General features: G+C 56.9%; 17 protein-coding genes. 8 read left to right on the top strand and 9 right to left on the bottom strand.

Annotated elements, in window-relative coordinates:
• Positions 1-53: 53 nt before the first annotated feature.
• The 4 genes from V8689_RS06650 to V8689_RS06635 form a co-directional block, all read right to left on the bottom strand.
• A complete protein-coding gene (locus V8689_RS06650) occupies positions 54-1076 on the bottom strand; it encodes a fimbrial protein (protein WP_081089462.1) in 1023 nt (340 codons plus the stop codon).
• Between the two features lie 132 nt (positions 1077-1208).
• Entirely contained in the window at positions 1209-3785 is a 2577-nt protein-coding gene (locus V8689_RS06645) for a fimbria/pilus outer membrane usher protein (protein ID WP_081089461.1), read from the bottom strand.
• A gap of 109 nt (positions 3786-3894) precedes the next feature.
• Positions 3895-4575, bottom strand: a complete 681-nt coding sequence (locus tag V8689_RS06640) for a fimbrial biogenesis chaperone (RefSeq protein WP_056790245.1) — start codon at positions 4573-4575, stop codon at positions 3895-3897.
• 103 nt (positions 4576-4678) lie between these two features.
• A complete protein-coding gene (locus V8689_RS06635; RefSeq protein ID WP_056790243.1) occupies positions 4679-5197 on the bottom strand; it encodes a fimbrial protein in 519 nt (172 codons plus the stop codon).
• Between the two features lie 461 nt (positions 5198-5658).
• On the opposite strand from V8689_RS06635, the gene V8689_RS06630 reads away from it, so the two are divergent.
• Complete coding sequence (locus V8689_RS06630) at positions 5659-6912, top strand: PrpF domain-containing protein (RefSeq protein ID WP_056790551.1); 1254 nt, start codon at positions 5659-5661, stop codon at positions 6910-6912.
• 153 nt (positions 6913-7065) lie between these two features.
• Here V8689_RS06630 and V8689_RS06625 read toward each other — a convergent pair whose 3' ends face one another.
• Positions 7066-10683 (bottom strand): transporter substrate-binding domain-containing protein, encoded by a 3618-nt coding sequence (locus V8689_RS06625; protein WP_223816959.1) that lies wholly within the window; start codon positions 10681-10683, stop codon positions 7066-7068.
• Between the two features lie 369 nt (positions 10684-11052).
• On the opposite strand from V8689_RS06625, the gene V8689_RS06620 reads away from it, so the two are divergent.
• Positions 11053-11739: a response regulator transcription factor gene (locus V8689_RS06620; protein ID WP_056790234.1), complete on the top strand. Its 687-nt coding sequence runs from the start codon at positions 11053-11055 to the stop codon at positions 11737-11739.
• Between the two features lie 13 nt (positions 11740-11752).
• On the opposite strand, the gene V8689_RS06615 is transcribed toward V8689_RS06620, so the two are convergent.
• Together V8689_RS06615 and V8689_RS06610 are read right to left on the bottom strand one after the other, a co-directional pair.
• Positions 11753-12376 carry a response regulator transcription factor gene (locus V8689_RS06615; RefSeq protein WP_056790231.1) on the bottom strand — a complete coding sequence of 208 codons (624 nt, stop codon included), beginning with the start codon at positions 12374-12376 and terminating at the stop codon, positions 11753-11755.
• Positions 12377-12448: 72 nt separating this feature from the next.
• Complete coding sequence (locus V8689_RS06610; RefSeq protein ID WP_150073390.1) at positions 12449-12811, bottom strand: hypothetical protein; 363 nt, start codon at positions 12809-12811, stop codon at positions 12449-12451.
• Between the two features lie 223 nt (positions 12812-13034).
• Between V8689_RS06610 and V8689_RS06605 the strand changes: the two genes are divergently transcribed.
• Positions 13035-14357 carry a lytic murein transglycosylase gene (locus V8689_RS06605; protein ID WP_056790226.1) on the top strand — a complete coding sequence of 441 codons (1323 nt, stop codon included), beginning with the start codon at positions 13035-13037 and terminating at the stop codon, positions 14355-14357.
• 7 nt (positions 14358-14364) lie between these two features.
• On the opposite strand, the gene V8689_RS06600 is transcribed toward V8689_RS06605, so the two are convergent.
• Positions 14365-16005, bottom strand: coding sequence for a Na+/H+ antiporter (locus tag V8689_RS06600; protein ID WP_056790223.1), 1641 nt, complete (start codon positions 16003-16005; stop codon positions 14365-14367).
• A 278-nt stretch (positions 16006-16283) separates the two neighbouring features.
• On the opposite strand from V8689_RS06600, the gene V8689_RS06595 reads away from it, so the two are divergent.
• The 4 genes from V8689_RS06595 to V8689_RS06580 all read left to right on the top strand — a co-directional run bounded on the left by V8689_RS06595 (position 16284) and on the right by V8689_RS06580 (position 19341).
• Positions 16284-16592 (top strand): arsenate reductase, encoded by a 309-nt coding sequence (locus V8689_RS06595; protein ID WP_229999207.1) that lies wholly within the window; start codon positions 16284-16286, stop codon positions 16590-16592.
• Between the two features lie 31 nt (positions 16593-16623).
• A complete protein-coding gene (gene dapD, locus V8689_RS06590; protein WP_044272510.1) occupies positions 16624-17658 on the top strand; it encodes a 2,3,4,5-tetrahydropyridine-2,6-dicarboxylate N-succinyltransferase in 1035 nt (344 codons plus the stop codon).
• A 67-nt stretch (positions 17659-17725) separates the two neighbouring features.
• On the top strand, positions 17726-18931 hold the full coding sequence (locus tag V8689_RS06585; RefSeq protein ID WP_056790221.1) for an aminotransferase class V-fold PLP-dependent enzyme: 1206 nt from the start codon (positions 17726-17728) through the stop codon (positions 18929-18931).
• On the top strand, positions 18928-19341 hold the full coding sequence (locus tag V8689_RS06580) for a SufE family protein (protein ID WP_056790218.1): 414 nt from the start codon (positions 18928-18930) through the stop codon (positions 19339-19341). The genes V8689_RS06585 and V8689_RS06580 overlap by 4 nt, the downstream gene beginning before the upstream one ends.
• Before the next feature lie 604 nt (positions 19342-19945).
• Here the strand turns inward: V8689_RS06580 and tcdA are convergent.
• Positions 19946-20755: a tRNA cyclic N6-threonylcarbamoyladenosine(37) synthase TcdA gene (tcdA, locus tag V8689_RS06575; protein WP_003189142.1), complete on the bottom strand. Its 810-nt coding sequence runs from the start codon at positions 20753-20755 to the stop codon at positions 19946-19948.
• Positions 20756-20972: 217 nt separating this feature from the next.
• Here tcdA and V8689_RS06570 point away from each other — a divergent pair, with 217 nt between their 5' ends.
• Positions 20973-23564 carry a glycosyltransferase gene (locus tag V8689_RS06570; RefSeq protein WP_056790215.1) on the top strand — a complete coding sequence of 864 codons (2592 nt, stop codon included), beginning with the start codon at positions 20973-20975 and terminating at the stop codon, positions 23562-23564.
• Positions 23565-23572: the final 8 nt, after the last annotated feature.

Genomic DNA, 23572 nt, shown 5'->3' with positions numbered 1-23572 from the left:
CTCCAACTCGACCGCCTACCTGACACTGCAACCCCAGCCACTATCGAGCACAACTATTGATAGCTCATCGTGAACGTTGCGGTACTGTTGGCTTGGCCTTCGGTGATGGTGTTGGCCGTTTGATAATAACGGGCAACCAAAGGAACGGTGTATGCGCCATCGTTACTCGCAACGCCTGCCGCAATAGGTGTACCGAAAGTGACCGCCTTGTTGTTATAAAGTAGTTGCAACCCCACTCCGGTCGCGACTACTTGAGAAGCAGATGGGCTCAGCGCCAAGACCCCGGCCGCTCCGGAATTATGCCGAACGCCCTCCAACGTCACGTTTACTTTAGTATTAGCATCGCAGTCGAGTGGAATTTCAATGGGCTTTTCCCTAACCGTACTGCCCACCCCCGAAAACTCAGTTATCTTGACGGCTCCCATATTAATAGGAATAGCGGTCTGCCTGACGGAGCAGGCGACGACCTGCATATTCCGACTTGTCGCTGTATTGCTGTAAAGTTTCCCTTTTCCAACATTGTTCAAGTTCTTGTACGAATAGTCCAACACCCAACTTGGGGAGACCGTCGAGGTTACAGCACTGAGCTTAATCAATTCAAAAGTATCTGTGAAAAGGGTGCCACCTGTAGGTTTAATACCACGTGCTCCAGTACCATCATTCAGGCTCTTTCTCGACCAGATCGAAGTAGTCCCGGTAAATTCGTTAAGATTGCTCCAGCGAATACCTATACCCGGAATATTGGTACGCCGTACGTTCGTTATTGATGAAGCACCATGATCGAGATTTGTGGACGCGGGATAAACGTACCATGCGGCACCAGGAGTATTACCATTCCCATTGCATGTTATCGTTGTCTTTACTGTTACGGCCGCAATGACAGCCCCCACTGGAGCGTCACGCTGAACAACCAGCGGGGTTGGAAAGTCCAGAGTTTTCGAATACGCCGAACACGTTGCCCAAGATTTGTCTGCGTTAAAAGCACCAACCAAAACAGCCAGCATTAAAAGCACTCGCAAACCAATTGGCTGCACTGGCTTACTCATTAAAAATGTACAACTAAAACTCAGGCTCATTTTCTCCACCCTAACGCAGATACCTAATGAAAAAATGGAATGCAGGCTCGCTAATTTTTACTGCATACAAAGATAATTCTTATACAGCGTGACTTCCTGCATTTAGCGCTATTGTTCGCATAAATAATTAAATTATGTGCAGGCACCTTTCAAAATTCGTATAGTTGAGACAGCGTCCGGTGGCACAACTGGCAAGTTGAAATTGACCTTACATTGCTGGATGGCACCCTCGCCCCACTGCACTTGCAACTCGCCCTGCTCCGGCACTCCGCTCAGATACAACTCACCCTCAAGGCCAATGATGCCGGTGTTGGGCGAAGTTGTGGTGTTCTCCACCACCGTCGCACTGGCACCGAAGGGTACTGGCTTGCCAAGGTAAGTGAGGGTGAGCAGCACTCGGCTACCCACCCGAGTCTGGAAATCAGCCAATACAATCGCCCCTTTGGTCGGGATGACTGTTTTGGCATTCGTTTGCAGGTCAATATCATCAGGCAGCGTTTCGCTGTCGAGGGCGATCCGATTCTTGCGATAAGTGCTGATATACGGCACTACTGCATAACCACGCCAGTCGGTGCTCACCCCTGTATTGTTCTGAACTTTGACATCCGAGGCACCCGGGGCGCGAACAAGGGCCATTGTCTCTCCTTGCTGCTGGGAGAATGTAACGCCATACGGATGAACCACAACCCCGCCCTCCATCCCATAATTCACCTGTTGTGAAGTACGGTCGTAGTTGAAGCCTGCCTTGGCTTCACCGTAGGTGCCCTTATAGTTGGCGTCGGCGCTGCCGCTCGCACCGACGCCCCGGGTTGCATAACCCTGCTGCACGTTGTAGCTCAAGTTATTATCCGGCAACGCGGTGCCGCTCAGGCTGACATCCTGTACGGTGTTACTCTGTTTACTGGTACTGAGGTTGTAGCGTGCCCAACTATTGGGCATCACCTCGTCCAATGGCACCTGAACATAAAACGACAATTGTTGGTCCTTGCTGTCACGCCCTTCATACACAGGTGCCTGAGTGAAGGAGTAATCCAGTCCATAGGTCACACCGTTATAACTGGTGTTATAACCCGCACTCACAGTGCGTTCATAACCCTTCTGACGCCAGAAGTCCTGCTGATAACCATTGACGTAAAAATTACCGTAGTCACCCAGTGACTGGGAAATATTGACCTGTGCCTTACTGCGCTTGTTATAGGCTCCTCGCCAGTTATTGAAATTGTCAGGATCAATTTCATTGGCTTCCTGGAAGTCATAGTAACCGCTGGTGGAGTAACGATATCCCGCCAGCGTAAAACTGGTGCCCGTGGTCGCAATATCCTTGGAATATTGAAAGCGGTAGGATTGGCCGCTATCGCGCGAGCCGTTGCGCAGTTGAGTCTTGGCCTGGGTGACATCGACAGAAATCGAACCCCAATCCCCAAACCCATGGCCGACTCCCAAGCTTGTGGCTGCATAGTCTTCGGAACCCAACAGACCGCCGTACAGTGTGATTGCGTAGGGCAAACCATAAATCAACGTACCCTGAGCAAACACCGGCTTGCTACTTTGGTCGGCAGTCGAACGGTATTCGCCTAATGTCGCTGAGTACTTCAGCCGCCCCTCACGCAACATGACCGGTACTGCGGAGAAAGGCTGGACAGAGCGACGTTCGGTACCATCGGCTTCACGGATGATGACTTCCATATCACCGCTGGACGAGGTGGGGTACAGATCGGTAATGGTGAACGCCCCCGGAGGTACATACGTCTGGTAAATGATATAGCCGTTTTGTCGCACAGTGATTTGAGCATTACTTTGTGCAATCCCTCGCACGACCGGCGCAAAGCCTTTAAGGCTATCGGGAAACATGTTGTCATCCGATGCCAGCTGCGCCCCGCGATATTGCACACTGTTAAAAACATCGCCGGGAGTGGAGCTGTCGCCCAGCGTCATTTGGCCTTTTAGCGACTGAATATCCCTCTGCGCATAGGTATTGACGTTCTCCCAGTTACTGTCGCCATTACTCTCGTTATAGGCAGAATAATTGCGTAGCCGCCACTCGCCGAAATTCACACCGCTTCGCAAGTTCAAGTAATAGCTGTCGTCGGTACCCGAGTGGTTGTCGCGTGCAGTATTGGCGCCTGTGAAACTGTAATTCAACAGCCCGGCAGTCAGCCCTTGGTCCCATGAACGTGGGTCTACGTAACCCCGGGCCTCGCTGGTGAGTGCTGCCTGAGGAATGCTGATGTCCACCCGCTGTTGGGCAAAGGTGAAGCGGCTACTGGCATCTGGAATATAGTCTTTGAGGCGGCTGATCGACTGCGAGGCTGGCAACTTTTGCAAGGCCGGAAAGGCATCCAGCTTCACACCCATTTCTTGAAGTTGCTGTGGTGTCACCTCGGGCTGCAAGGTACCGTCAACCTCGACAAAGTTCACATCTCGCTGCGTGATACGCGTGTCGTTAAGATAGATATCAACGTGATAAATACCAGGTAACTGCCCGCCGTGGCTAGAAAAGCGCTCAAGATCGATGACATCTTGATCGAGTGTATTGATTTCCAGGGCTTGCGGGTCGAAGTAGTCCTGCGCCATTGTCGAGGCCGGGTGCAAGCCCACTCCCATTATCAAAGCGGACACTATCGTCATTGCCAAGCGGGTGGGCGTGAAAAAACGGAAATGATCACTTTTATTCAGAGTCATTGCCCTGTTCCGGTAATATTTTTTCATAGTCATCTCCCCCCAACGCTCAAGGACGCACAGCGCCTCACTGATTACTGGGTCGTTCACTCAGCAGATCGATATTCAAATTAAATGGCAGGCAGCGCGAACGACTTGGTCAAAGAGGTGACGTGGCGGGTAGAGAGATGCCACCGAAGTCATTAATAGCTTGCCAACTTGCTGCACCGATGGCGCCCGCTGGTAACGTGAGGTTTAGTGAACTTTGCGGGGCAATCATGCCGGGGTCTTTAACGTCCTGTCCTCCCACGCTTACCTTATAAAAAGAAACATGGTAAGGGGTCGGATTTTTAACCAGTAACTGGTTGCCACTGCGAGTAAATTCCAAGGTTTTATAGGCATCAGCGGCATTGCCTGATAAGCCCGCTGGACGATAAAACAGTTTGATCCGAGTTTTTACGGCAATTTGCAACTGATTAGTTGCATTTTTATCCGAAGAGGGAATCGACTTGATATTGATCCAGAACACCGACTCCTTGTTTTCAGGAAACTGGCCACCTGCGCGGATGATACGCAGCACATTTTCCTGCCCACCCTCCAGACGAAACAGCGGCGGCGTAATGATGAAGGGTGCCTTGTGGGCCCCCGTGGATGATACTTCCTCTACCCAAGATTGAATGAGGTAAGGTTTGGTAGCTTCCGTGTTATTGACAGAAATAGACGCTTCTTTTTTTGAACCGTCATATACGACACGTGTTCCGCCTACCACGACGCCGGCCCAGGAAACTTGCGTAACAACCAGCAAGCAGCTAGCGACGCACACAGACTTAAGCCAATGCATTGATGAGGTATCCTTGATAACTTTAATTACCCACATGAGCAGTGGACAAATGAATCAAGCAGCCAGGCAGGGCATTAAGCTGGCTTAATGCCCTATCTTTGACTTAGTTGTAAACAACCGTGAATTGAGCGACAGCGTTCGCGGCCCCTTCAACCACTGGCCCCGTAGCAACGTATTTGGCAACGAAGTTGAACTCAGTCTCAGCGTCAGCCACAAGCGGTTTGCTGATCGAATCACTACCCAGTGGAATTTTCGTATTACCATCCTCTTCATACAACCCGACCGCGACACCCGTTGCACCGCCAGTTGTCAAAGCCAGCAAAGTACTATCGGCAGCGTCGGACTTGCCGTCGAATTTCACAACCGCGCTAGTCAACGCGGCAGGACATGCGCTGAGCACTATTTGGAGTGGAGCGCGCGAAGCCGTCTCCCCAATTGTCGAAAGGGCTTTTGAACTAACGGTACCTAAATCAACGGGTGTTGCAGTACCACCGTCCGCCGTGACGTTGCAGGAGGCTCCAGTTATCGTACCGGTAAAGTTTATGGTACCGTCAAAAGCATTGGCTGCGCCTACAAATGCCGAGCTTGCAACAAACACCCCAGCAATTAAACTTTTTTTCATTGCGATATCCCTTTATAGGCTTTATAGATGGCTTGCTTAGCTCAGGAGACAGGCACCCTTTGGCCTATACATTCCCGGCTCTTAATACAGAGGAGTAAACGATATTGCCTGACATTAGCTCTCAGTTACTACTTGACGGTCCGTTCCAGGATCACCGTAACGAACAAACACGTTTATCAAGACAAGTATGCGATGAGCTAATGTAGTTCTAGAGTAGGCTCGCAGCATTGTGTAGAAAACAAGATTTGTCTCAAAAACAAATAAAAACTGACAACACTTACCTATTTGCCGCCTCGAATATCGATTTGAGGATAGGCTGCTGAGCTGGACCCTCGCCCTATCTGATCTCGTGCTTCAAGACTGGATTACCGCCTGAAAGGATGGCGGCACAAGTCGATCTGACCATGGGCCCTTGGATGGCAACCGGTTCATTACACGCAGTAATAGTCATGGAGTTCTCGATGCTTAAATCCCCAACGCTACCTGTCAATCAAGATGGGTTTCACACCCGTATCCACTCAGGTGTGATGGAATTACCCGTGCATTACATGAGGGGCGGCACGTCAACAGGCGTAGTGATATGGGAGCCTTTGCTACCAAACGAAAAATTGTTGCGAGAAGAGCTGTTACGCCACCTCATGGGAGTCCCTCTTGCAGGAGATCAGCCTGGGAATCGTCAGATAACCGGGCTCGGAAGGGGACCGGCCACTAGTAACAAGGTGTTTTTGGCGCGCATTGAGGACGCTCCGACTGGCCAACAGATCGTCAGCACCCTCGCTCAGTTGGCCAGTGACCATAGCGATATAGACTGGAGCGTGAACTGCGGCAATATGTCTTCTTCTCTGCTGCTATGGGCTATCGACACTGGACTGATCGAGGCGCCTGCCACTGGAAACATTGAGGTCGAAATAAAGAACACCAACACAGGTGTCCTTACTGTTGCACGGATGTCACGCGATGCCTTGGGCCGATTCGTGAACGCCGAGATACCAGGGGTGGCAGGCGCGTTTCCCCGCGTTGATTTGTTTCTTCAATCTCCGGTGGGCAACAAGACGGGCACATTGCTGCCAACAGGCCAAGTCGTTGACACTATCGCAGGGCATAAGGTCTCGTGCGTGGATGTCGCGGTGCCTATGGTGATAGCCGATGCCGCCAGCTTTGGCAAAACGGGCCATGAAACGATTTCAGAACTTGAGGCCGACACCGTGTTCATGACCACGCTACGGCAAGTCTGGATTGAGGCTGGCATCAAGATGCAGCTTCGTGGCCGAGAGGGTGAACTCATGAGCATTGCGCAGATGGAACGTAGCGAAACCATTCCCAAAGTGTGCATCGTGGGAGCCCCGCGTCATGGTGGCCATATAGCGGTGCGGTATTTCACACCTCAGACAGCCCACGCTTCGATGGCTGTTTCTGGTGGCTGCTGTCTTGCTGCCGCCTGCTTGCTTCCAGGGTCGACCGCGCATGAGGTGGCTGTTGGTATAAGCAACCCAACAGCTTCCTATTCAGACATCGACGTAAGTATCGAGAACCCTGCTGGCAAGCTGGATACCACCGTCAGTGCAAAGGTCAATGACAACACGCTTGATATTCGGGCAGCTGCATACAGAAGGAGCGCACAAATTCTGATGCGTGGCTATGTTCCCATCCCCAGGGCATCTGCGCAGCTAGCCGCTGCCATGGCAGTCGCTGCTGCGGAGTCGGTGGGCGCTTGAGCACTCGACGGATAACACCTGATCGCGGCGGCCGGTTATCTAAGGTACCCATGCCGATGGCTCGCAAAAGCAGTCGCCAATCGGCTCCCATCTATGGATGCTTGGGAGCTGTTATTCAGCATCCGCTAAGGCGGAGATGACGCGCGCTCGTATTCACTGCAACGTCTGCAGCAATCGCACCTCAAGGGCCTCAAGGCACGCCACCACCACCTCCACTTGCTGATGATAAAGCGACGGCTCACTCTCATCGGCCACCAATCGCTCCAGCATAAGGCACGCATCGTTCAGCGCACGGTCACCCGCCAGGTGCGCGCCTCCTCGGATTTTATGCGCGACCCTGGCCAGATCTTCACGCGTCCCCTCGCGCACCAACCGTTGCAACTCATAGCCGTCCACGCGATGCGTCAGCAGAATTTCATTGACTAGCGGCCCATAGGACTCGGGGCTGAGCAACTTGATTTTATCCAGCTCACTGTCTGCTGCGACCGCAGCCTGGGCCCGGCGCTTGCTGGTTTGCTCCACTTCGCCCACCAGCAGCGCCAGGGTTTCCATGCCCACCGGTTTAAACAGGCACCGGGTCATGCCGGCTTCCAGGCAGCGGCCGATGATTTCCGACTGCGCATTGGCCGTCAGGCCGAAAATGGGGTGCATGCGTACCGCGCGTTGCTGCTCATCCTCGCGTATCCAACGAGTCAGTTGATAGCCGTCAACCCGGGGCATGTTGCAGTCGGTGATGGTGAGGTCGAACGGGGGTTGCGCGTTTTTCCATTGGACCAGCGCCGCTTCGCCGTCATCGCAGGGCCAGACTTCATGCCCCAGGTACTCCATCTGACGGCACAACAGCAAGCGGTTGGGGGCATGGTCCTCGACCACCAGAATCTTGAGCTTGTGGCCGTTGGAGGATTCCAGCGCAGGCAGCGACAAGCTCTCTTCGACCTCGACGGTTTCAGCTTCGAAAATCAGGGTAAAACTTGAGCCCAGGCCCAACTGGCTGTCGACATTGAGCTGCGCGCCCAATAGCTTCGCCAGGCTGGCACAGATGCTCAGGCCCAACCCCGTCCCCACGGCCCGGTTCGCCTGCGGATCGGCTTGCACGAACGGCTCGAAAATGTCCTCGCGTTGGCTCTCGCTCAGGCCTTTGCCGGTGTCGCTGACCTGGATGGCATAACGCGCCCAGCCAGGTTGCAACTCACCGGGCACTTCGCGCAGCAGCAATTGCACGCTGCCCTGGTCGGTGAACTTGATCGCATTGCTCAGCAGGTTCGCGACAATCTGGTTGAGCATCAAGGCATCGATCAGGATGCCGCTATGCTGGACTTCAGTCACCAGGCGGTAATCCAGATTTTTCTTGTGCGCATTGGGTTCGAACAAGCGGTAGATGGACTGGACCATCTCGCCCACATGGGTGGGGCGTGGCGCCGGGGTCATCTCGCCGGCTTCGATTTTCGACAGGTCGAGCACATCGCCGATCAATGAGAGCAAGGTCTTGGCCGACTGGTGCGCCACTTCCAGGCTCTCTTCGATGTCATCGGCGCCGGGCCCCTTGAGGTGCAGCAATTCAATCAGCCCCACCAGGGCGCTGACCGGGGTGCGAATTTCGTGGCTCATGCTGGCCAGGAACACTGACTTGGAGCGATTGGCGTTCATGGCCGTTTCCTTGGCCAGGCTCAACTGCTCGATCAAATGCTCACGCTCGGTAATGTCGAGCCAGCCACCGATCAGTCCCACGTATTGGCCGTTGCTGTTATGGAACGGCAGCGCCCAGTGATAGATGCGGTACTGCTGGCCCTGCACTTCAACATCGACATCCCTGAATGACGGCTGACCGTGTTCCAGGATATCCAGGTACATCCGATGGTGCTTGACGTTGAATTGCTCATTGAACAACTGGGCTTCGATCAGGGTTTTGCCGAGTACTTGCTCGCGGGACATGTTGAAAAAGTCCAGATAAGCCTGGTTGCATTGGGCAAGGCGCCCTTCACCGTCGCGCACATACAGCGCCACCGGCGCACCATCGATGAGGGTGCGGCTGAATTGCAGTTGGTCCTCGAGATCCCGCTCTGCTTTCTGGCGTTTGTGGATCTGAATGCGCAGGTAGTAGTTCCAGGCCAGGAAAACCAGCACCAGCAGCACGGCACCGATCATTATCTGGATGACACCCTCCTTGTAGGTGTTCCATGGGCTGGCCACCGCCGGCGCGACGTTGTTGCGCCAGCGATCGCTCATGTCCTTCATCTCTTCGGGCGGGATGGCCAACAGTGCGGCATCGAGGATGCCTTTGAGCATTTCGTTACCCGGCGCCACGACCATGGCGATCCTTGCGGGTTTTGGGCCGATAACCGCTGACACGTGCAGGTCCGCATTAAAGTGTTGTGTCACAAAATAGTCGGCGCTGAACCGCGGCCCTACCGTACCGTCGACCTTTTTGTCGGCGAGCATCTCGATGCCCTCGGTCGCATTGCGCACGATAACTTGGTCGATTTTTGGATAATGCTGGGCAAGCCACGTAGACACCGGGTTGTCCCGGGCCAGGGCCAACGTCATGCCATTGAGCTCGTCCAGGCTGCGTATTTCCGCTTCGCTGCGCCGGGTAACCACCACAAAGGGCGTGATCATATAGGCCCGGGTGACCCGTTTGGGATTGAGGGAATATTCACCGATGCTCAACGCCGCGATGAGGTCGACCCGCTTGTCGTCCAATTCCTCGACCATTTCGTTGGCGTTGTCGGCGCGCACGATGTCGAACCTCAACCCCGTCAACTGCTCGACCTTGCTCAACATATCGGCGCCCAAGCCCTTGAACTGGTTACGCTCGTCAAAGAAGGTCACTGGCGCATCGGAGTGGCTGACCGCTACCTTCAGATGCTTGTGCGCGGCGATCCAATCGGTTTGTTCCTGGGTCAGATTCAGTGACGGGCGTGATACCACGAAGCTGTTGTTCAAGCCCCAGCGGGTGGTGATGCGCGACATGCTCGCGACTGGAATTTCCGTCAGCGCCTGGTTGATGGCCGTCAACAACTGTGGGCGACGCGTGCTGACGGCGAAATTGATATCCGCGACCTGGGGGCTCTTGGCCTCACCTGCGACGTAAACGTCATTGCGGTAAAAACGCGCAATCAGGAATTCCGCGACTACCGAGTCCGTGTAAAAGACATCTGCCTGGTCGTAGACCACCGCCGCAATCGCCGTCAGATAATCGGTGTAGGGGATCAGCGTGCTGCGCGGGTATTTAGCTTTCAGCTCCCGGGCTTGTGCCTCATTGTGGGCAATATAGGCGACGCGCTCGCCGCTGAGGTCGACGCTGGACAGGTGGGCCTGGTTGATCCGCCGGACAAACACCTTGTGGTTAAGCAGGTAAGGCTTGGAAGGCTCGAACAGCGGGGTGGGGTCTTCATCGACAGAGCTGGAGGCCAGCATGTCCAGCTTGCCGTTGGCCATGTCCCGCAAAGCTTCTTCGCGGTTTTGATAGTGAAGCATCTGCACAGGCAGCCCCAACATCTGCTGCAGCAGGCCCAGGGTATCGGCCGTCACCCCCTCGAAGACGTTGGGCTCGAACTCCATATGCATGGGCGGTTGAGCCCGCGCCCAAAAAGCTACGCGCAACGACGTCCTGCTCTTGAGCCACGCCTGGGTCTCGGGGGGGAATGTAATGGAAGGCGCAATCTCCGGCGTACGTATCACCAGGCGCGCCTCGTCGGCAGCGACAGCCCATTGCGCCAACGCTAGAAAACACAGCAGGCAGGCCAACAGGCACCTACTGACAACAGACATCTTTTTCAAAGCTCTCTACATCCTGATGGGGGACCACTGGACCGGTTTCGGCCTTGAGCAGGTCAAGCTACGTACGCTTGACCGAGTGATGCCGTGGTAAATAACACGCTTTGCGGATACGGTCCGAGAGAACACCTGCACATCGGTATCCTCCCCTTCTATTTCAGACCACAGCACTACCGCGTAAAAATGAGAATTGTCTCAAAGTAGCTCATAAACCCGGATGCTCAAGGGCACGCCGTTGGGCGAACGTTTAAGCTAGGACGCTGAAAATCGTGGACTTCCTGAAGGACAAACTAACCTGAGCGAAATCCCGCCACCCAAAACAATGTAAGTCGATTCCTAGTCATTTAGCCCTGGAGGCCCGCCATGAGATGGTCGATCATTTCACCGTTGAAGATTGCAATGCTCGATGATCACGCACTGATTCGCGAGGCGCTGAAAATCCGCCTTTCGATGGAAGCCGACTTCAAAGTAACCGGGGTCTATACTACCAGCCGCGACCTGCTTGAAGGCTTACAGCAGGAAATGCCGGACTTGCTCATTCTCGATTATCAACTGGCTGATGGCGAGGTTGACGGCCTGCGCCTGATCCAGTCGGTACGCGCCCGCCACCCCGAGCTCAAAATCGTCATTTACTCCTCAGTCGAAGGGCCAGCCACGGTCAACCTGTGCATTCGTGCCGGGGTCAATGGTTTTGTAGGAAAAACACAGCAGACCGAGCATCTGTTGAAAGCCGTACGGATGGCAGCCATGGATCGTATCTACCTTGCACCCATCATGTCGACAGAGCTGGAAAAGCAGCCTTCGCAACACACCAGTGAGGAGCATTTTGAAAGCGGCGATACCACCCTCATGGATTTTCCGGAACTCTCTCCCAAGGAGCGCGAGGTGTTACGTTGCTGCCTGGAAGGCCTATCGGTCACTCAAGTGGCGACCAAGTTTTCACGCAGCCGTAAAACCATCAGCGGGCAAAAACAATCCGCCTTCCGAAAGTTAGGCATACGGACAGACATTGAATTATTCAAGATTCAGCACAAGTTGAATGAAAGCTAAATACCGCGAGGGATCAAAATATGCCGTAACGTTTAGCCATGCCATATAAATCCGGCATCCCTTTGACATTAAGCTTGGTGAACATACGCCGTTTGTAAGTACTGATTGTGCGCTGATCCAGCCCCATATAATCAGCAATATCTTTACCCTTCATACCCTGCAACAGATGCTTCATTACGTTGTATTCGCGCGAGGACAGCCGCGCTATTTGCGCTGATTGAGGTGCCATTTCGTCGACGGCTGGTACACCGGGCCAGCAAAAAAAACTTTCATCATTAGCACGTACTGTTCTAAGCGCATTGGCCACTTCCATCAATGACGCCGCTTTACTGATAAAACCATGGGCGCCCATTTGCCGGCAGCGTTCGGTCATTTCGCTTGAAGTCTGCCCAGTGAAGACCACGATTTTGACGGGAAATTGTAGGGCCGCTAATTGCTCCAATATCGACAGGCCGCCCCTATCAGGCAGGCCGAGATCCAAAATAACGATCGAAGGCTCATGCGTCTCAACCAGCGCCACAATCTCGGCCCCGTCGCCCACTTCCGCCACCACGTTGTAACCCTCACTAGAGAGCAGCAATCGCAGAGCCATCCGGATAGGAGGATGATCATCGACAATAATTACACGGTTATTCATTCTGCTTCTCCTTCCTTGAGCAGCTCTTCAACCAGTTCGGTTGAAAGGCCGATTGAGGCTGCGCCCGCGCCTTCAAAAGTCGATGCACGGAATAAGGGTGCGCAGTACGTGGGTATTCACATCTTGGACCCGCCACACGTGCTGATCTGAGCGATCGGTAAAACGCTCGATCTCATTCGAACGCTTATCCGAATCGGAAACCAATACGTGTTTCAAACGGGCATTACCCAAGCAGAAATCAAACCAGTACATATTGCGTTTGGTAAAAATACTAGCGCTGACTATCAGTAAGTCGAAACGTTCAGCAAGACTGGGAGAATAATGCGTCAGCGCAATCAACTCGTCAAAACAGCTCGCGGTCGTCGTACGGTAGTAGCCCAATGCGGTCAGTGATCTCTCGACAAAACGCCGTTGCTCAATGTCTTGATCAACCACTAACGTCCTCATCTTCCTAGCCGACACAAGAGGCAAAACCATCTTAATTACTCGTTGAATGAAGAGATAAACAACGGTAGCGGCTAACCCTATTCATGCCTATAAGACCGGTCTCAAAATAAACTAAGGACAAACGATAATTATTTTTTGAGACAGGTCTTAAATTTTACTTGCGCGCTACATGCTACGGTCGTCGCCCGACTCGTGTTCTCTGGACCTACGCATGCCCTTTTGTATTTCCCATCGAAAGTACCTGCGTCAACTGTATGTCGCCCCCTGCTTCGTTCTGCTGGTTGCCTGCGTGGTAGAGCCAACCGCTAGCGACGCCCAGTCGCTCAAGACACTCCCTGCCAACACCACCCCTGCGAAGGTTGCGCCTGCCGGGCCCATCGCTGAGCACATTGATGCCCAACCGGTGCGAACCTTCGAGCAATGGCGTGCAGGCTTTCGCAAGCAGGCCCTTGCGGCTGGCATCGAGCCGGACCTGTTCGACCGGTTTTTTGCCGATATCAGCCCGGACATGAATGTGATTCGCGCCGACCGCAGCCAGCCGGAGTTATCCCGCCCGGTGTGGGAATACCTCGATGGCGCACTGTCTGAACTGCGCGTTCGCCGTGGGCAGATGCTGCTGATCCAATATGCCGACACCCTGACTGCCATCGAACAGCGTTATGGCGTCGACCGCCGGGCAGTCGTGGCGTTCTGGGGCCTGGAGAGCAACTTCGGCAGTTTCCAGGGCAATAAATCGGTGATCCGCTCATTGGCAACCCTGGCCTATGAAGGTCGGCGCGAGCGTTTTGCCAACGAGCAACTGTTGGCCGCGCTGCAAATATTGCAACAGGGCGATATCCCCCCCGAAAAGATGCTCGGCTCTTGGGCAGGTGCCATGGGCCAGACGCAATTCATCCCAACCACCTACAACACCCTGGCGGTGGACTTTGATGGCGATGGTCGCCGCGATATCTGGAACAGTCCGGCCGATGCACTGGCATCCATTGCACACTACTTGCAGATCTCGGGCTGGCAGAAAGGCCAGCCTTGGGGTTTTGAAGTGGAACTGCCGGACACCTTCGACTATTTGCTGGCCGACGGTACGGTGCGCAAAAGCGTTGGTGAATGGATACAGCTTGGGGTCAAGCTGCCCAAAGGCGCGAACGTGGCGCCAGGTACCGAACCTCTGTCAGCCGCACTGCTGCTGCCCACCGGTCATCGCGGCCCAGGCTTTCTGGTGCTTGATAACTTTCAGGCAGCAGTCCGGTACAACAATTCGTCGTCCTATGCATTGGCTGCGAACTTGCTGTCGGAGCGCTTTGCTGGTGCAGGGTTGATCATCCACGACTGGCCCAAGGATGAGGTGCCGCTCAAGCGCTCCGAGCGAGTGGAGTTGCAAAAACTAATGAACCAACACAACTTCACCGAGGCTAACGCCGACGGCATTATCGGCACCAACACCCGCAAGGCGATCCGTGCAGCGCAGCAGTCATTCGGGTGGCCAGCAGACGGCTACCCGACGCTGCAGTTGTTGGAAACCTTGCGCAACCGTTGAAAGCCATTCAGACCACTCTCAAGCTCGCCTCGCTCAAATCCAACTCCGCCAACACTTCCCTCAACACGTCATCACCAATCTGGTGATGACGGCTCAAGCTATACAACTCCAACCGCTGCGCACGCAGCGCCTTGAGCCGCAACTTGCGCTCCAACTGGTCCATCTGCAGCGCCAGCGCCTGGGCTTCAGCCGAGTCATTGAATACGTCCAACTGGTGACGATACTCCGCCATCAGCCGCGCCTTCAGCTCAGTGGCCAGTGCCGCTTGAGCGGCATCCGGGGTTTCGGCTTCGGCGGGCTCCTGGGCCTCCAACGCATGGATCGCCGCCACGGCGGTCTTTTTCCAGGCCTCGCGCACTTCGTTGTGGCGTTTTTCATCCGGGCCTTTTTCAACGCCACGCAGCAGTAACGGCAGCGCGATGCAGGCCGCGACCAGCGACAGCAGGATCACCCCGGCGGCGATAAAAATCAGGAGGTCACGCTCAGGGAAATCCTGGCCCGGCGCCAGCAACAAGGGCACCGACATGACGCCCGCCAACGTCACCGCACCGCGCACACCGCCGACGGTCAACAACCAGCAGGAACGGGCCGTCGGCACCAGGGTCAACGCGCTTTTGCCACGCAGCCGGCGCAGCAACCCCGAGAGCCGCCAGATGCTTTGCACCCAGATAAAGCGCAATACCACCAGCACCAGGAAGATCGCCACCACGTCCAGGCAGCGATACATCAAGGTGGGCCACAGCGTGGTTTCATGGCTGACCACGGCCTTGATGATGTCTGGCAGTTGCAGGCCGAGCAGCAGGAAGATCAGGCCGTTGAAGGCAAACTCCAGCAACGACCACACGCTGCGGTTGAGCAGGCGCGTGCTGGTCTGGCGCGGCAGCAGGTCGAGCCAGCTTTGCATCATGCCCGCCGCCACTGCCGAGAGAATGCCGGACGCGCCCAGGCGTTCAGCCAGTACGTATGCAGCAAAGGGCAGCAGCAACATGAACACCACATGGGTCGCCGGGTCATCCCAACCGCGCGCGATCATCCAGGCGCGCAGGCGGCCGACCAGCCAGCTCAACGCCACCCCGATCGCCAACCCGCCCACTGCCACCAGTACAAATGTCAGGCTGGCATCTGCCAGGGAAAAGACCCCGGTCAACGCTGCGGCCAGGGCAAATTTGAACGTCACCAGGCCCGACGCGTCATTCATCAAGGCTTCGCCCTGGAGCATGTGCATCAGCGGCTTGGGCAAACGGTTCTGGGAAATGGCCGACACCGCCACGGCGTCCGTCGGTGACAAAACCGCGGCCAGGGCGAAGGCCACCGGTAACGGGATGGTTGGCAATAACCAATGAATGAAATAGCCGGCGCCCACCACGGTGAACAGCACCAGCCCCACCGCCAATGTCAGGATCGGGCCACGCAGGCGCCACAACTCGCGCTTGGGCATGCGCCAACCATCGGAAAACAACAGCGGCGGCAGGAACAGAAACAAGAACAGCTCCGGGTCCAGCGCCACATGCAGCCCCAACGTGGGCCACGCCAGCAAGGCGCCGGCGGCGATCTGCACCAGGGGCAACGGTAGTGGGATGACGCGCCCGACCAGGCGCGAAAAGCTGACCAGCATCAGCAGGATAAGAACGGTATAGGCGGTTTGCATAACGCGGGTTTCCCGGACAATCGACTTGCAACGACACATCAGGCAACAACTGGCCGTTGAAGTGCCATATTACCCGGCTATGTTACCTGGCTATGTTACTCGCCTATGCTGCGCACTGGCTTTTGCACAAAAGTCGCACGCTGTTGACGAGCGGCGCCGAAACCCGCTGGTCGTGGCATAATCCGCGATCTTTCATTTTCATAGGTCCAAAGGGGGGCAATTCCTTGAGTGCTTCAAGCAAAACCTTGCACCTTTTCGGCATCAAAGCCTGCGACACCATGAAAAAGGCGCGCACCTGGCTCGATGAGCACGGGGTGAGTTATGAGTTCCATGACTACAAAACGGCCGGTATCGACCGCGAACACTTGACCCAATGGTGCAACGAGCACGGTTGGCAGGTGGTTTTGAACCGTGCGGGCACCACCTTTCGCAAACTCGAAGACGAACGCAAAGCCGATCTCGATCAGTCGAAAGCCATTGAATTGATGCTCGCACAACCCTCGATGATCAAGCGCCCGGTGCTCGATCTCGGTGACAGAACCCTGATTGGCTTCAAGCCAGATAGTTATTCGGCGGCCCTCAAGTAGGCCAGCCTTCCATTTTTGTAGAGGTAACAGCATGTCCAATTCCCTGTTCAGCCTGGGCTTCGGCGTCGGCACTCAGAACCGCCAAGGTGCTTGGCTGGAAGTGTTTTACGCACAACCCTTGCTCAACCCGTCAGCTGAAATCGTTGCCGCCATCGCACCGATCCTCGGTTATACCGAAGGCAACCAGGCGATCACCTTCACCGTGAGCCAGGCCCTGCAACTGGCCGACGCGCTCAAAGGCGTCGATGCTGCCCAGGCCGCCCTGCTCAGCCGCCTGGCTGAAAGCCACACGCCGCTGGTCGCGACCCTGCTGGCCGAAGACGCCGCACTGACCTCCACGCCTGAGGCCTACCTCAAGCTGCACCTGCTGTCCCATCGCCTGGTCAAGCCCCACGGCCTGAGCCTGGCCGGTGTGTTCCCGCAGTTGCCGAACGTGGCCTGGACCAGCCAGGGCGCCATCGACATCAATGAACTGGCCGAGCGCCAACTGGAAGCGCGCCTGCGTGGCGACCTGCTGGAAGTGTTCTCGGTGGACAAGTTCCCGAAAATGACCGACTACGTCGTACCGGCCGGCGTGCGTATCGCTGACGCGGCCCGTATCCGCCTGGGCGCCTACGTAGGCGAAGGCACCACAGTGATGCACGAAGGTTTCGTCAACTTCAACGCCGGCACCGAAGGCCCGGGCATGATCGAAGGCCGTGTATCGGCGGGCGTATTCGTCGGCAAGGGCTCGGACCTGGGCGGCGGTTGCTCCACCATGGGCACCCTGTCGGGCGGCGGCAATATCGTGATCAAGGTGGGTGAAGACTGCCTGATCGGCGCCAACGCCGGTACCGGTATCCCATTGGGCGACCGCAACACCGTGGAGTCGGGCCTTTACATTACCGCCGGCACCAAGGTGGCCCTGCTGGACGAGCAGAACCAAGTGGTCAAGGTGGTCAAGGCGCGCGAGTTGGCTGGCCAGCCAGACCTGCTGTTCCGCCGTAACTCCGAGACCGGTGCCGTGGAGTGCAAAACCCACAAATCGGCCATCGAACTGAACGAAGCGCTGCACGCTCACAACTAAGCAGCCACTCGATGCCACTAGCGGGCCGCACCTTCGGAGCGGCTCGCTTATACGAGTCTTGATCACCATGCTTGTGCCCTCCCCCTGGCGCGCCGACTTCCCGGCCATCGCCACCCTGCAACGGCAAGACCAGACCTATCTGGACAGCGCCGCCACCACGCAAAAACCCCAAGCCCTACTGGATGCCATCAGTCATTACTACGCCAATGGCGCAGCCAATGTGCACCGTGCCCAGCATTTGCCCGGGGCCCATGCGACCCAGGCGTTTGAAGACAGCCGCAGCAAGGTCGCGCAGTGGTTGAACGCAGGTGACAGCGGGCAGGTCGTGTTTACCCACGGCGCAACCTCTGCGCTGAACCTCCTAGCCTATGGCCTGGAGCACTTATTCAATGCGGGCGATGAGATTGCCATCAGCGCCCTGGAACACCACGCCAACCTGTTGCCCTGGCAGCAATTGGCCAAACGCCGCGCACTCACGCTGGTGGTCTTGCCTCTGGACGCTGACGGCGTGATCGACCTGGACGCCGCCGCCAGCTTGATTGGCCCACGCACGCGCCTGCTGGCGGTGAGCCAGTTGTCCAACGTGCTCGGTGCCTGGCAGCCGCTGCAAACCTTGCTGAAGCTGGCCCAGGCACACGGCGCCCTCACGGTGGTGGACGGCGCCCAAGGCATCGTCCATGGCCGCCACGACGTGCAGGCCCTGGGCTGCGACTTCTACGTGTTTTCCAGCCACAAACTCTACGGTCCGGACGGCGTCGGTGTGCTGTATGGCCGTAATGAGGCCCTGCACCACCTGCGCCACTGGCAGTTCGGCGGCGAGATGGTGCAACAGGCCGACTACCACAGCGCCAGCTTCCGTCCTGCACCACTGGGTTTCGAAGCCGGCACTCCACCGATTGCCAGCGTGATCGGCCTGGGCGCGAGCCTGGATTACCTGAGCTCGCTGGATGCTTCGGCGGTAATCGCCCACGAAGCCGCCCTGCATGACTACTTGCTGCGTGGGCTTAAGGCACGCAATGGCGTGCGCGTGCTGGGCTCGCCGCAAGTGGCGCTGGTGAGTTTTGTGGTGGAGGGCGTGCACAACGCCGACCTCGCCCACCTGCTGACCGAGCAAGGCATTGCCGTACGTGCCGGTCACCACTGCGCGATGCCACTGTTGAAGGCGATGAATCTGTCAGGCGCAATCCGCGTTTCCCTGGCGCTCTACAACGATTCCGACGACCTGGAGCGCTTTTTTGAAGCGCTGGACCAGGCGCTGGACATGCTGCGATGAGCTTGCCGCTGGAGGCACACGCCGCACTGGAAGCCTTCCAGGCCGTGGGCAGCTGGGAGCAGCGCGCACGGATGCTGATGCAATGGGGTGAACGCTTGCCCGCCCTGGCTGATGAGGAAAAGGTCGACGCTAATCTGGTGCAGGGTTGCGAGAGCCTGGTGTGGCTGGTGGGGCGTTTGCAGAACGGCCATTGGCAGTTTGCTGCGAGCAGCGAGGCACGGATGATTCGTGGGTTGGTGGCGTTGCTGCTGGCGCGGGTCAATGGGTTGTCGGCTGATGAATTGCAAGCGGTTGACCTGCCTGACTGGTTCAATCAGCTGGGCTTGTCGCGCCAGTTATCGCCGTCGCGCAGTAATGGTTTGAATGCCGTACTGCAACGCATGCGAGACCTGACGCGTACATGGAAATAATGTGGGGCTTGCCTGAGATGGTCATAGGTATCTACACAATTTTGGTGCGACGCTGAACCTGTGGCGAGGGAGCTTGCTCCCGTGACGGCCTGACAGCCGACACCTATCTACCTGACGCGCCGCTGTCTAAATGTGGGAGCTGGCTTGCCTGCGAAGACGGCCTGACAGTCAAAACAGTTGGACCGTGTACATATCCATTCCTGCGGTAACGGCCACTTAGGGTTCCGCCCTGACGGCGGCTCACTTTTGAAAAGCGCAAAAGTAAGCAAAACGCTCTTGCCCCACCACTCGGCACCTCGCTTAGGCTCGGTGTGCCCGTAATCCGCCAGTGATTTGGGGGGCCGCCGCCACGCGCCATCCATGGCGCGGGGCGGCTAAACCGGCATCCCTGCCGGTTTACCCCCCAAATCCCTGTCGAATTCCGGCCAGCGTGGTTTAATGGGGCGCCTAAGATCAAAAGCAGATCAAGAGCGACTCGCTTCGCATCGTGGTTACCGTTGAGCGCTACATAGCTGTATCAAGCAAGAGCAAATGGGCCAATTGATCCGCCGTCATCGCAGGCAAGCCAGCTCCCACAGTTTGGATCTGTGTCGGATGGTGAGATCTAGGTGGGCTTGATGCGCTCTGAGGGACGGCGCACTCCCGCCACAATCTTATCCACCGCCTTGGTCGCGGCCACCATGCCGAACGTGGCCGTGACCATCATCACTGCGCCAAACCCTCCCGCGCAGTCCAGCTTCACGCCATCGCCGACAAAACTCTTCTGCAAACAGATGCTGCCATCGGGCTTTGGATAGCGCAGTTGCTCGGTGGAAAACACGCACGGCACGCTGTAATGACGGGTCACGGTGCGCGAAAAGCCATAATCGCGGCGCAAGGTAGAGCGCACTTTCGAGGCCAGTGGGTCATTGAAGGTGCGGTTCAGGTCGCACACCTGGATCAGCGTGGGGTCGATCTGCCCGCCGGCGCCGCCGGTGGTGATGATCTGGATCTTGCGGCGCTTGCACCAGGCAATCAGCGCCGCCTTGGCGTTGACCGCGTCGATGCAGTCAATCACGCAGTCGATAGTTGGGGTGATGTACTCGGCCATGGTGTCGCGGGTGACGAAGTCTGCCACCGCATGCACGGTGCAATCGGGGTTGATACCGCGCAGGCGCTCGGCCATCACTTCGACCTTGGGCTTGCCCACGGTGCTGTCCAGGGCATGCAACTGGCGGTTGCTGTTGCTGACGCAGACATCGTCCAGGTCAAACAGCGAAATCTCGCCCACCCCACAACGGGCAATCGCTTCCGCCGCCCAGGAACCTACGCCGCCGACGCCGACAATCGCCACATGGGCGGCTTTCAAGCGTTCCAGGCCCTCAAGGCCGTACAAGCGGGCGACGCCTGCAAACCGCGGATCTTCTGTACTCATCATCATTACCCCAAAAACCGGCGCGCATTATAGGGCTACGCCGCGACAAGTTCGACGCTTGCAGCTACAAGTAAAGAACTTAGGCGGACTTTCGCAGACTAACGTCCGGCTTTTCTCTGTCTGCTGTACGCTCAGGGAAGGGCCGGTGTAGGATGCGCGCCGTTCGGCGTAGGCCGACACCTCTTTCGTTCCGCACCCTTTGGAACCCGACATAACCATGGCATCGCGTAAATTTGGACTCAACCTGGTGGTGGTGCTGGCAATTGCCGCGCTGTTCACCGGTTTCTGGGCGCTGATCAACCGCCCGGTCACCGCTCCCAACTGGCCCGATCAGATCTCCGGTTTTTCCTACTCGCCGTTCCAGCAGGGCCAGTACCCGCAGAAAGGCCAGTACCCTACCGACGAACAGATGCGTCAGGACCTTGCGATCATGAGCAAGCTGACGGACAACATCCGTACCTACTCGGTGGACGGCCCCCTGGGGGATATTCCCAAGCTGGCCGAAGAGTTCGGCCTGCGCGTGACCCTGGGGATCTGGATCAGCCCGGACCTGGAACGTAACGAGCGGGAGATCCAGCGCGCTATCGAGATTGCCAACACCTCGCGCAGTGTCGTACGCGTAGTGGTGGGTAACGAAGCGTTGTTCCGTGAGGAAATCACCCCCGAAGCCCTGATCGTGCTGCTCGACCGTGTGCGCGCTGCCGTGAAAGTGCCGGTGACCACCTCCGAGCAATGGCACATCTGGGAAAAGAACCCGCAACTGGCCAAGCACGTCGACCTGATCGCCGCGCACATTCTGCCGTTCTGGGAATACATCCCGATGGACAAGGCCGGCCAGTACGTCCTTGACCGCGCCAAGGACCTGAAGAAAGCCTTCCCGAAAAAGCCCCTGCTGCTGTCGGAAGTGGGCTGGCCGAGCAACGGCCGTATGCGCGGTGGCAATGAATCGTCGCCGGCAGACCAGGCCATTTACCTGCGTACGCTGGTGAACAAGCTCAACCGCCAGGGTTACAACTACTTTGTGATCGAGGCGTTTGACCAGCCGTGGAAGGTCAGCGACGAAGGGTCGGCGGGTGCGTATTGGGGTGTATTCAACGCCGCGCGCCAGCAGAAATTCAATTTTGACGGCCCGGTGGTGGCGATTCCGCAATGGCGGGTACTGGCCATCGGTTCGGTGGTGCTTGCGCTGCTGTCCCTGACCCTGTTAATGATCGATGGCTCGGCCCTGCGCCAGCGGGGCCGTACCTTCCTGACCTTTATCGCGTTTCTGTGCGGGTCGGTGCTGGTCTGGATCGGCTACGACTACAGCCAGCAATACAGCACCTGGTTCAGCGTGACCGTTGGCGTGTTGCTCGCGCTCGGCGCCCTGGGTGTGTTTATCGTGTTGCTGACCGAAGCCCACGAACTGGCAGAAGCAGTGTGGACCCACAAGCGCCGGCGTGAATTCCTGCCCGTGGAAGGCGACTCGGACTACCGTCCAAAAGTGTCGATCCATGTGCCGTGCTACAACGAGCCACCGGAAATGGTCAAACAGACCCTCGACGCCCTGGCCGCCCTCGACTATCCGGACTACGAAGTCCTGATCATCGACAACAACACCAAGGACCCGGCGGTGTGGGAGCCGGTGCGCGACTACTGCGAAACCCTGGGCCCGCGCTTCAAGTTCTTCCACGTCGCGCCCCTGGCCGGTTTCAAGGGCGGTGCGCTGAACTACCTGATCCCGCACACCGCCAAGGATGCCGAAGTGATTGCGGTGATCGACTCGGACTACTGCGTATCACCGAACTGGCTCAAGCACATGGTGCCGCATTTCGCTGATCCGAAAATCGCCGTGGTGCAGTCGCCCCAGGATTACCGCGACCAGAACGAAAGCACCTTCAAGAAGCTCTGCTACGCCGAATACAAAGGCTTCTTCCATATCGGCATGGTCACCCGTAACGACCGTGACGCGATCATCCAGCACGGCACCATGACCATGACCCGCCGCTCGGTGCTCGAAGAGTTGGGCTGGGCCGACTGGTGCATCTGTGAAGATGCCGAACTGGGCCTGCGCGTGTTCGAAAAAGGCTTGTCGGCGGCGTACTACCACGACAGCTACGGCAAGGGTTTGATGCCGGATACCTTTATCGACTTCAAGAAACAGCGTTTCCGTTGGGCCTATGGCGCGATCCAGATCATCAAGCGTCACACCGCCAGCCTGATACGTGGCAAAGACACCGAGTTGACCCGTGGCCAGCGCTATCACTTCCTCGCCGGCTGGTTGCCGTGGGTGGCCGATGGCATGAACATCTTCTTTACCGTCGGTGCGCTGTTGTGGTCGGCGGCAATGATCATCGTGCCGACCCGGGTCGACCCGCCGTTGCTGATTTTCGCGATCCCGCCGTTGGCGTTGTTTGTGTTCAAAGTCGGCAAGATCATCTTCCTCTACCGTCGTGCGGTAGGCGTAAACTTGAAAGACGCGTTCTGCGCGGCGCTGGCCGGGTTGGCGCTGTCCCACACCATCGCCAAGGCGGTGTTGTACGGCTTCTTCACCAGCAGTATTCCGTTCTTTCGTACACCGAAGAACGCGGATAACCACGGCTTCTGGGTGGCGATTTCCGAAGCCCGCGAAGAAATGTTCATCATGCTGCTGCTGTGGGGCGCGGCGCTGGGGATCTACCTGGTGCAAGGCCTGCCGAGCAATGACATGCGCTTCTGGGTGGTGATGTTGCTGGTGCAGTCGCTGCCGTATGTGGCGGCGCTGATCATGGCGTTCTTGTCGTCGCTGCCCAAACCTTCGGCGGCGCCTGAGGCGGCACCGGCGGCGTAAAAAGTGAC

The sequence above is a fragment of the Pseudomonas sp. AK181 genome, assembly GCF_051122975.1.
Classification (GTDB): Bacteria; Pseudomonadota; Gammaproteobacteria; order Pseudomonadales; family Pseudomonadaceae; genus Aquipseudomonas; species Aquipseudomonas lactis.
This window is presented reverse-complemented; position numbering and strand designations above follow the sequence as displayed.

Excerpts from the sequence above, each read along its gene's own strand:
- V8689_RS06650 (WP_081089462.1), bottom strand. The coding sequence starts at position 1,076 with ATGAGCCTGAGTTTTAGTTGTACATTTTTAATGAGTAAGCCAGTGCAG.
- V8689_RS06620 (WP_056790234.1), top strand. The coding sequence starts at position 11,053 with ATGAGATGGTCGATCATTTCACCGTTGAAGATTGCAATGCTCGATGAT.
- V8689_RS06630 (WP_056790551.1), top strand. The coding sequence starts at position 5,659 with ATGCTTAAATCCCCAACGCTACCTGTCAATCAAGATGGGTTTCACACC.
- V8689_RS06645 (WP_081089461.1), bottom strand. The coding sequence starts at position 3,785 with ATGAAAAAATATTACCGGAACAGGGCAATGACTCTGAATAAAAGTGAT.
- V8689_RS06570 (WP_056790215.1), top strand. The coding sequence starts at position 20,973 with ATGGCATCGCGTAAATTTGGACTCAACCTGGTGGTGGTGCTGGCAATT.
- V8689_RS06585 (WP_056790221.1), top strand. The coding sequence starts at position 17,726 with ATGCTTGTGCCCTCCCCCTGGCGCGCCGACTTCCCGGCCATCGCCACC.
- V8689_RS06615 (WP_056790231.1), bottom strand. The coding sequence starts at position 12,376 with ATGAATAACCGTGTAATTATTGTCGATGATCATCCTCCTATCCGGATG.
- V8689_RS06595 (WP_229999207.1), top strand. The coding sequence starts at position 16,284 with ATGAAAAAGGCGCGCACCTGGCTCGATGAGCACGGGGTGAGTTATGAG.
- V8689_RS06625 (WP_223816959.1), bottom strand. The coding sequence starts at position 10,683 with ATGTCTGTTGTCAGTAGGTGCCTGTTGGCCTGCCTGCTGTGTTTTCTA.
- V8689_RS06640 (WP_056790245.1), bottom strand. The coding sequence starts at position 4,575 with ATGCATTGGCTTAAGTCTGTGTGCGTCGCTAGCTGCTTGCTGGTTGTT.
- V8689_RS06635 (WP_056790243.1), bottom strand. The coding sequence starts at position 5,197 with ATGAAAAAAAGTTTAATTGCTGGGGTGTTTGTTGCAAGCTCGGCATTT.
- V8689_RS06605 (WP_056790226.1), top strand. The coding sequence starts at position 13,035 with ATGCCCTTTTGTATTTCCCATCGAAAGTACCTGCGTCAACTGTATGTC.
- tcdA (WP_003189142.1), bottom strand. The coding sequence starts at position 20,755 with ATGAGTACAGAAGATCCGCGGTTTGCAGGCGTCGCCCGCTTGTACGGC.
- V8689_RS06580 (WP_056790218.1), top strand. The coding sequence starts at position 18,928 with ATGAGCTTGCCGCTGGAGGCACACGCCGCACTGGAAGCCTTCCAGGCC.
- dapD (WP_044272510.1), top strand. The coding sequence starts at position 16,624 with ATGTCCAATTCCCTGTTCAGCCTGGGCTTCGGCGTCGGCACTCAGAAC.
- V8689_RS06600 (WP_056790223.1), bottom strand. The coding sequence starts at position 16,005 with ATGCAAACCGCCTATACCGTTCTTATCCTGCTGATGCTGGTCAGCTTT.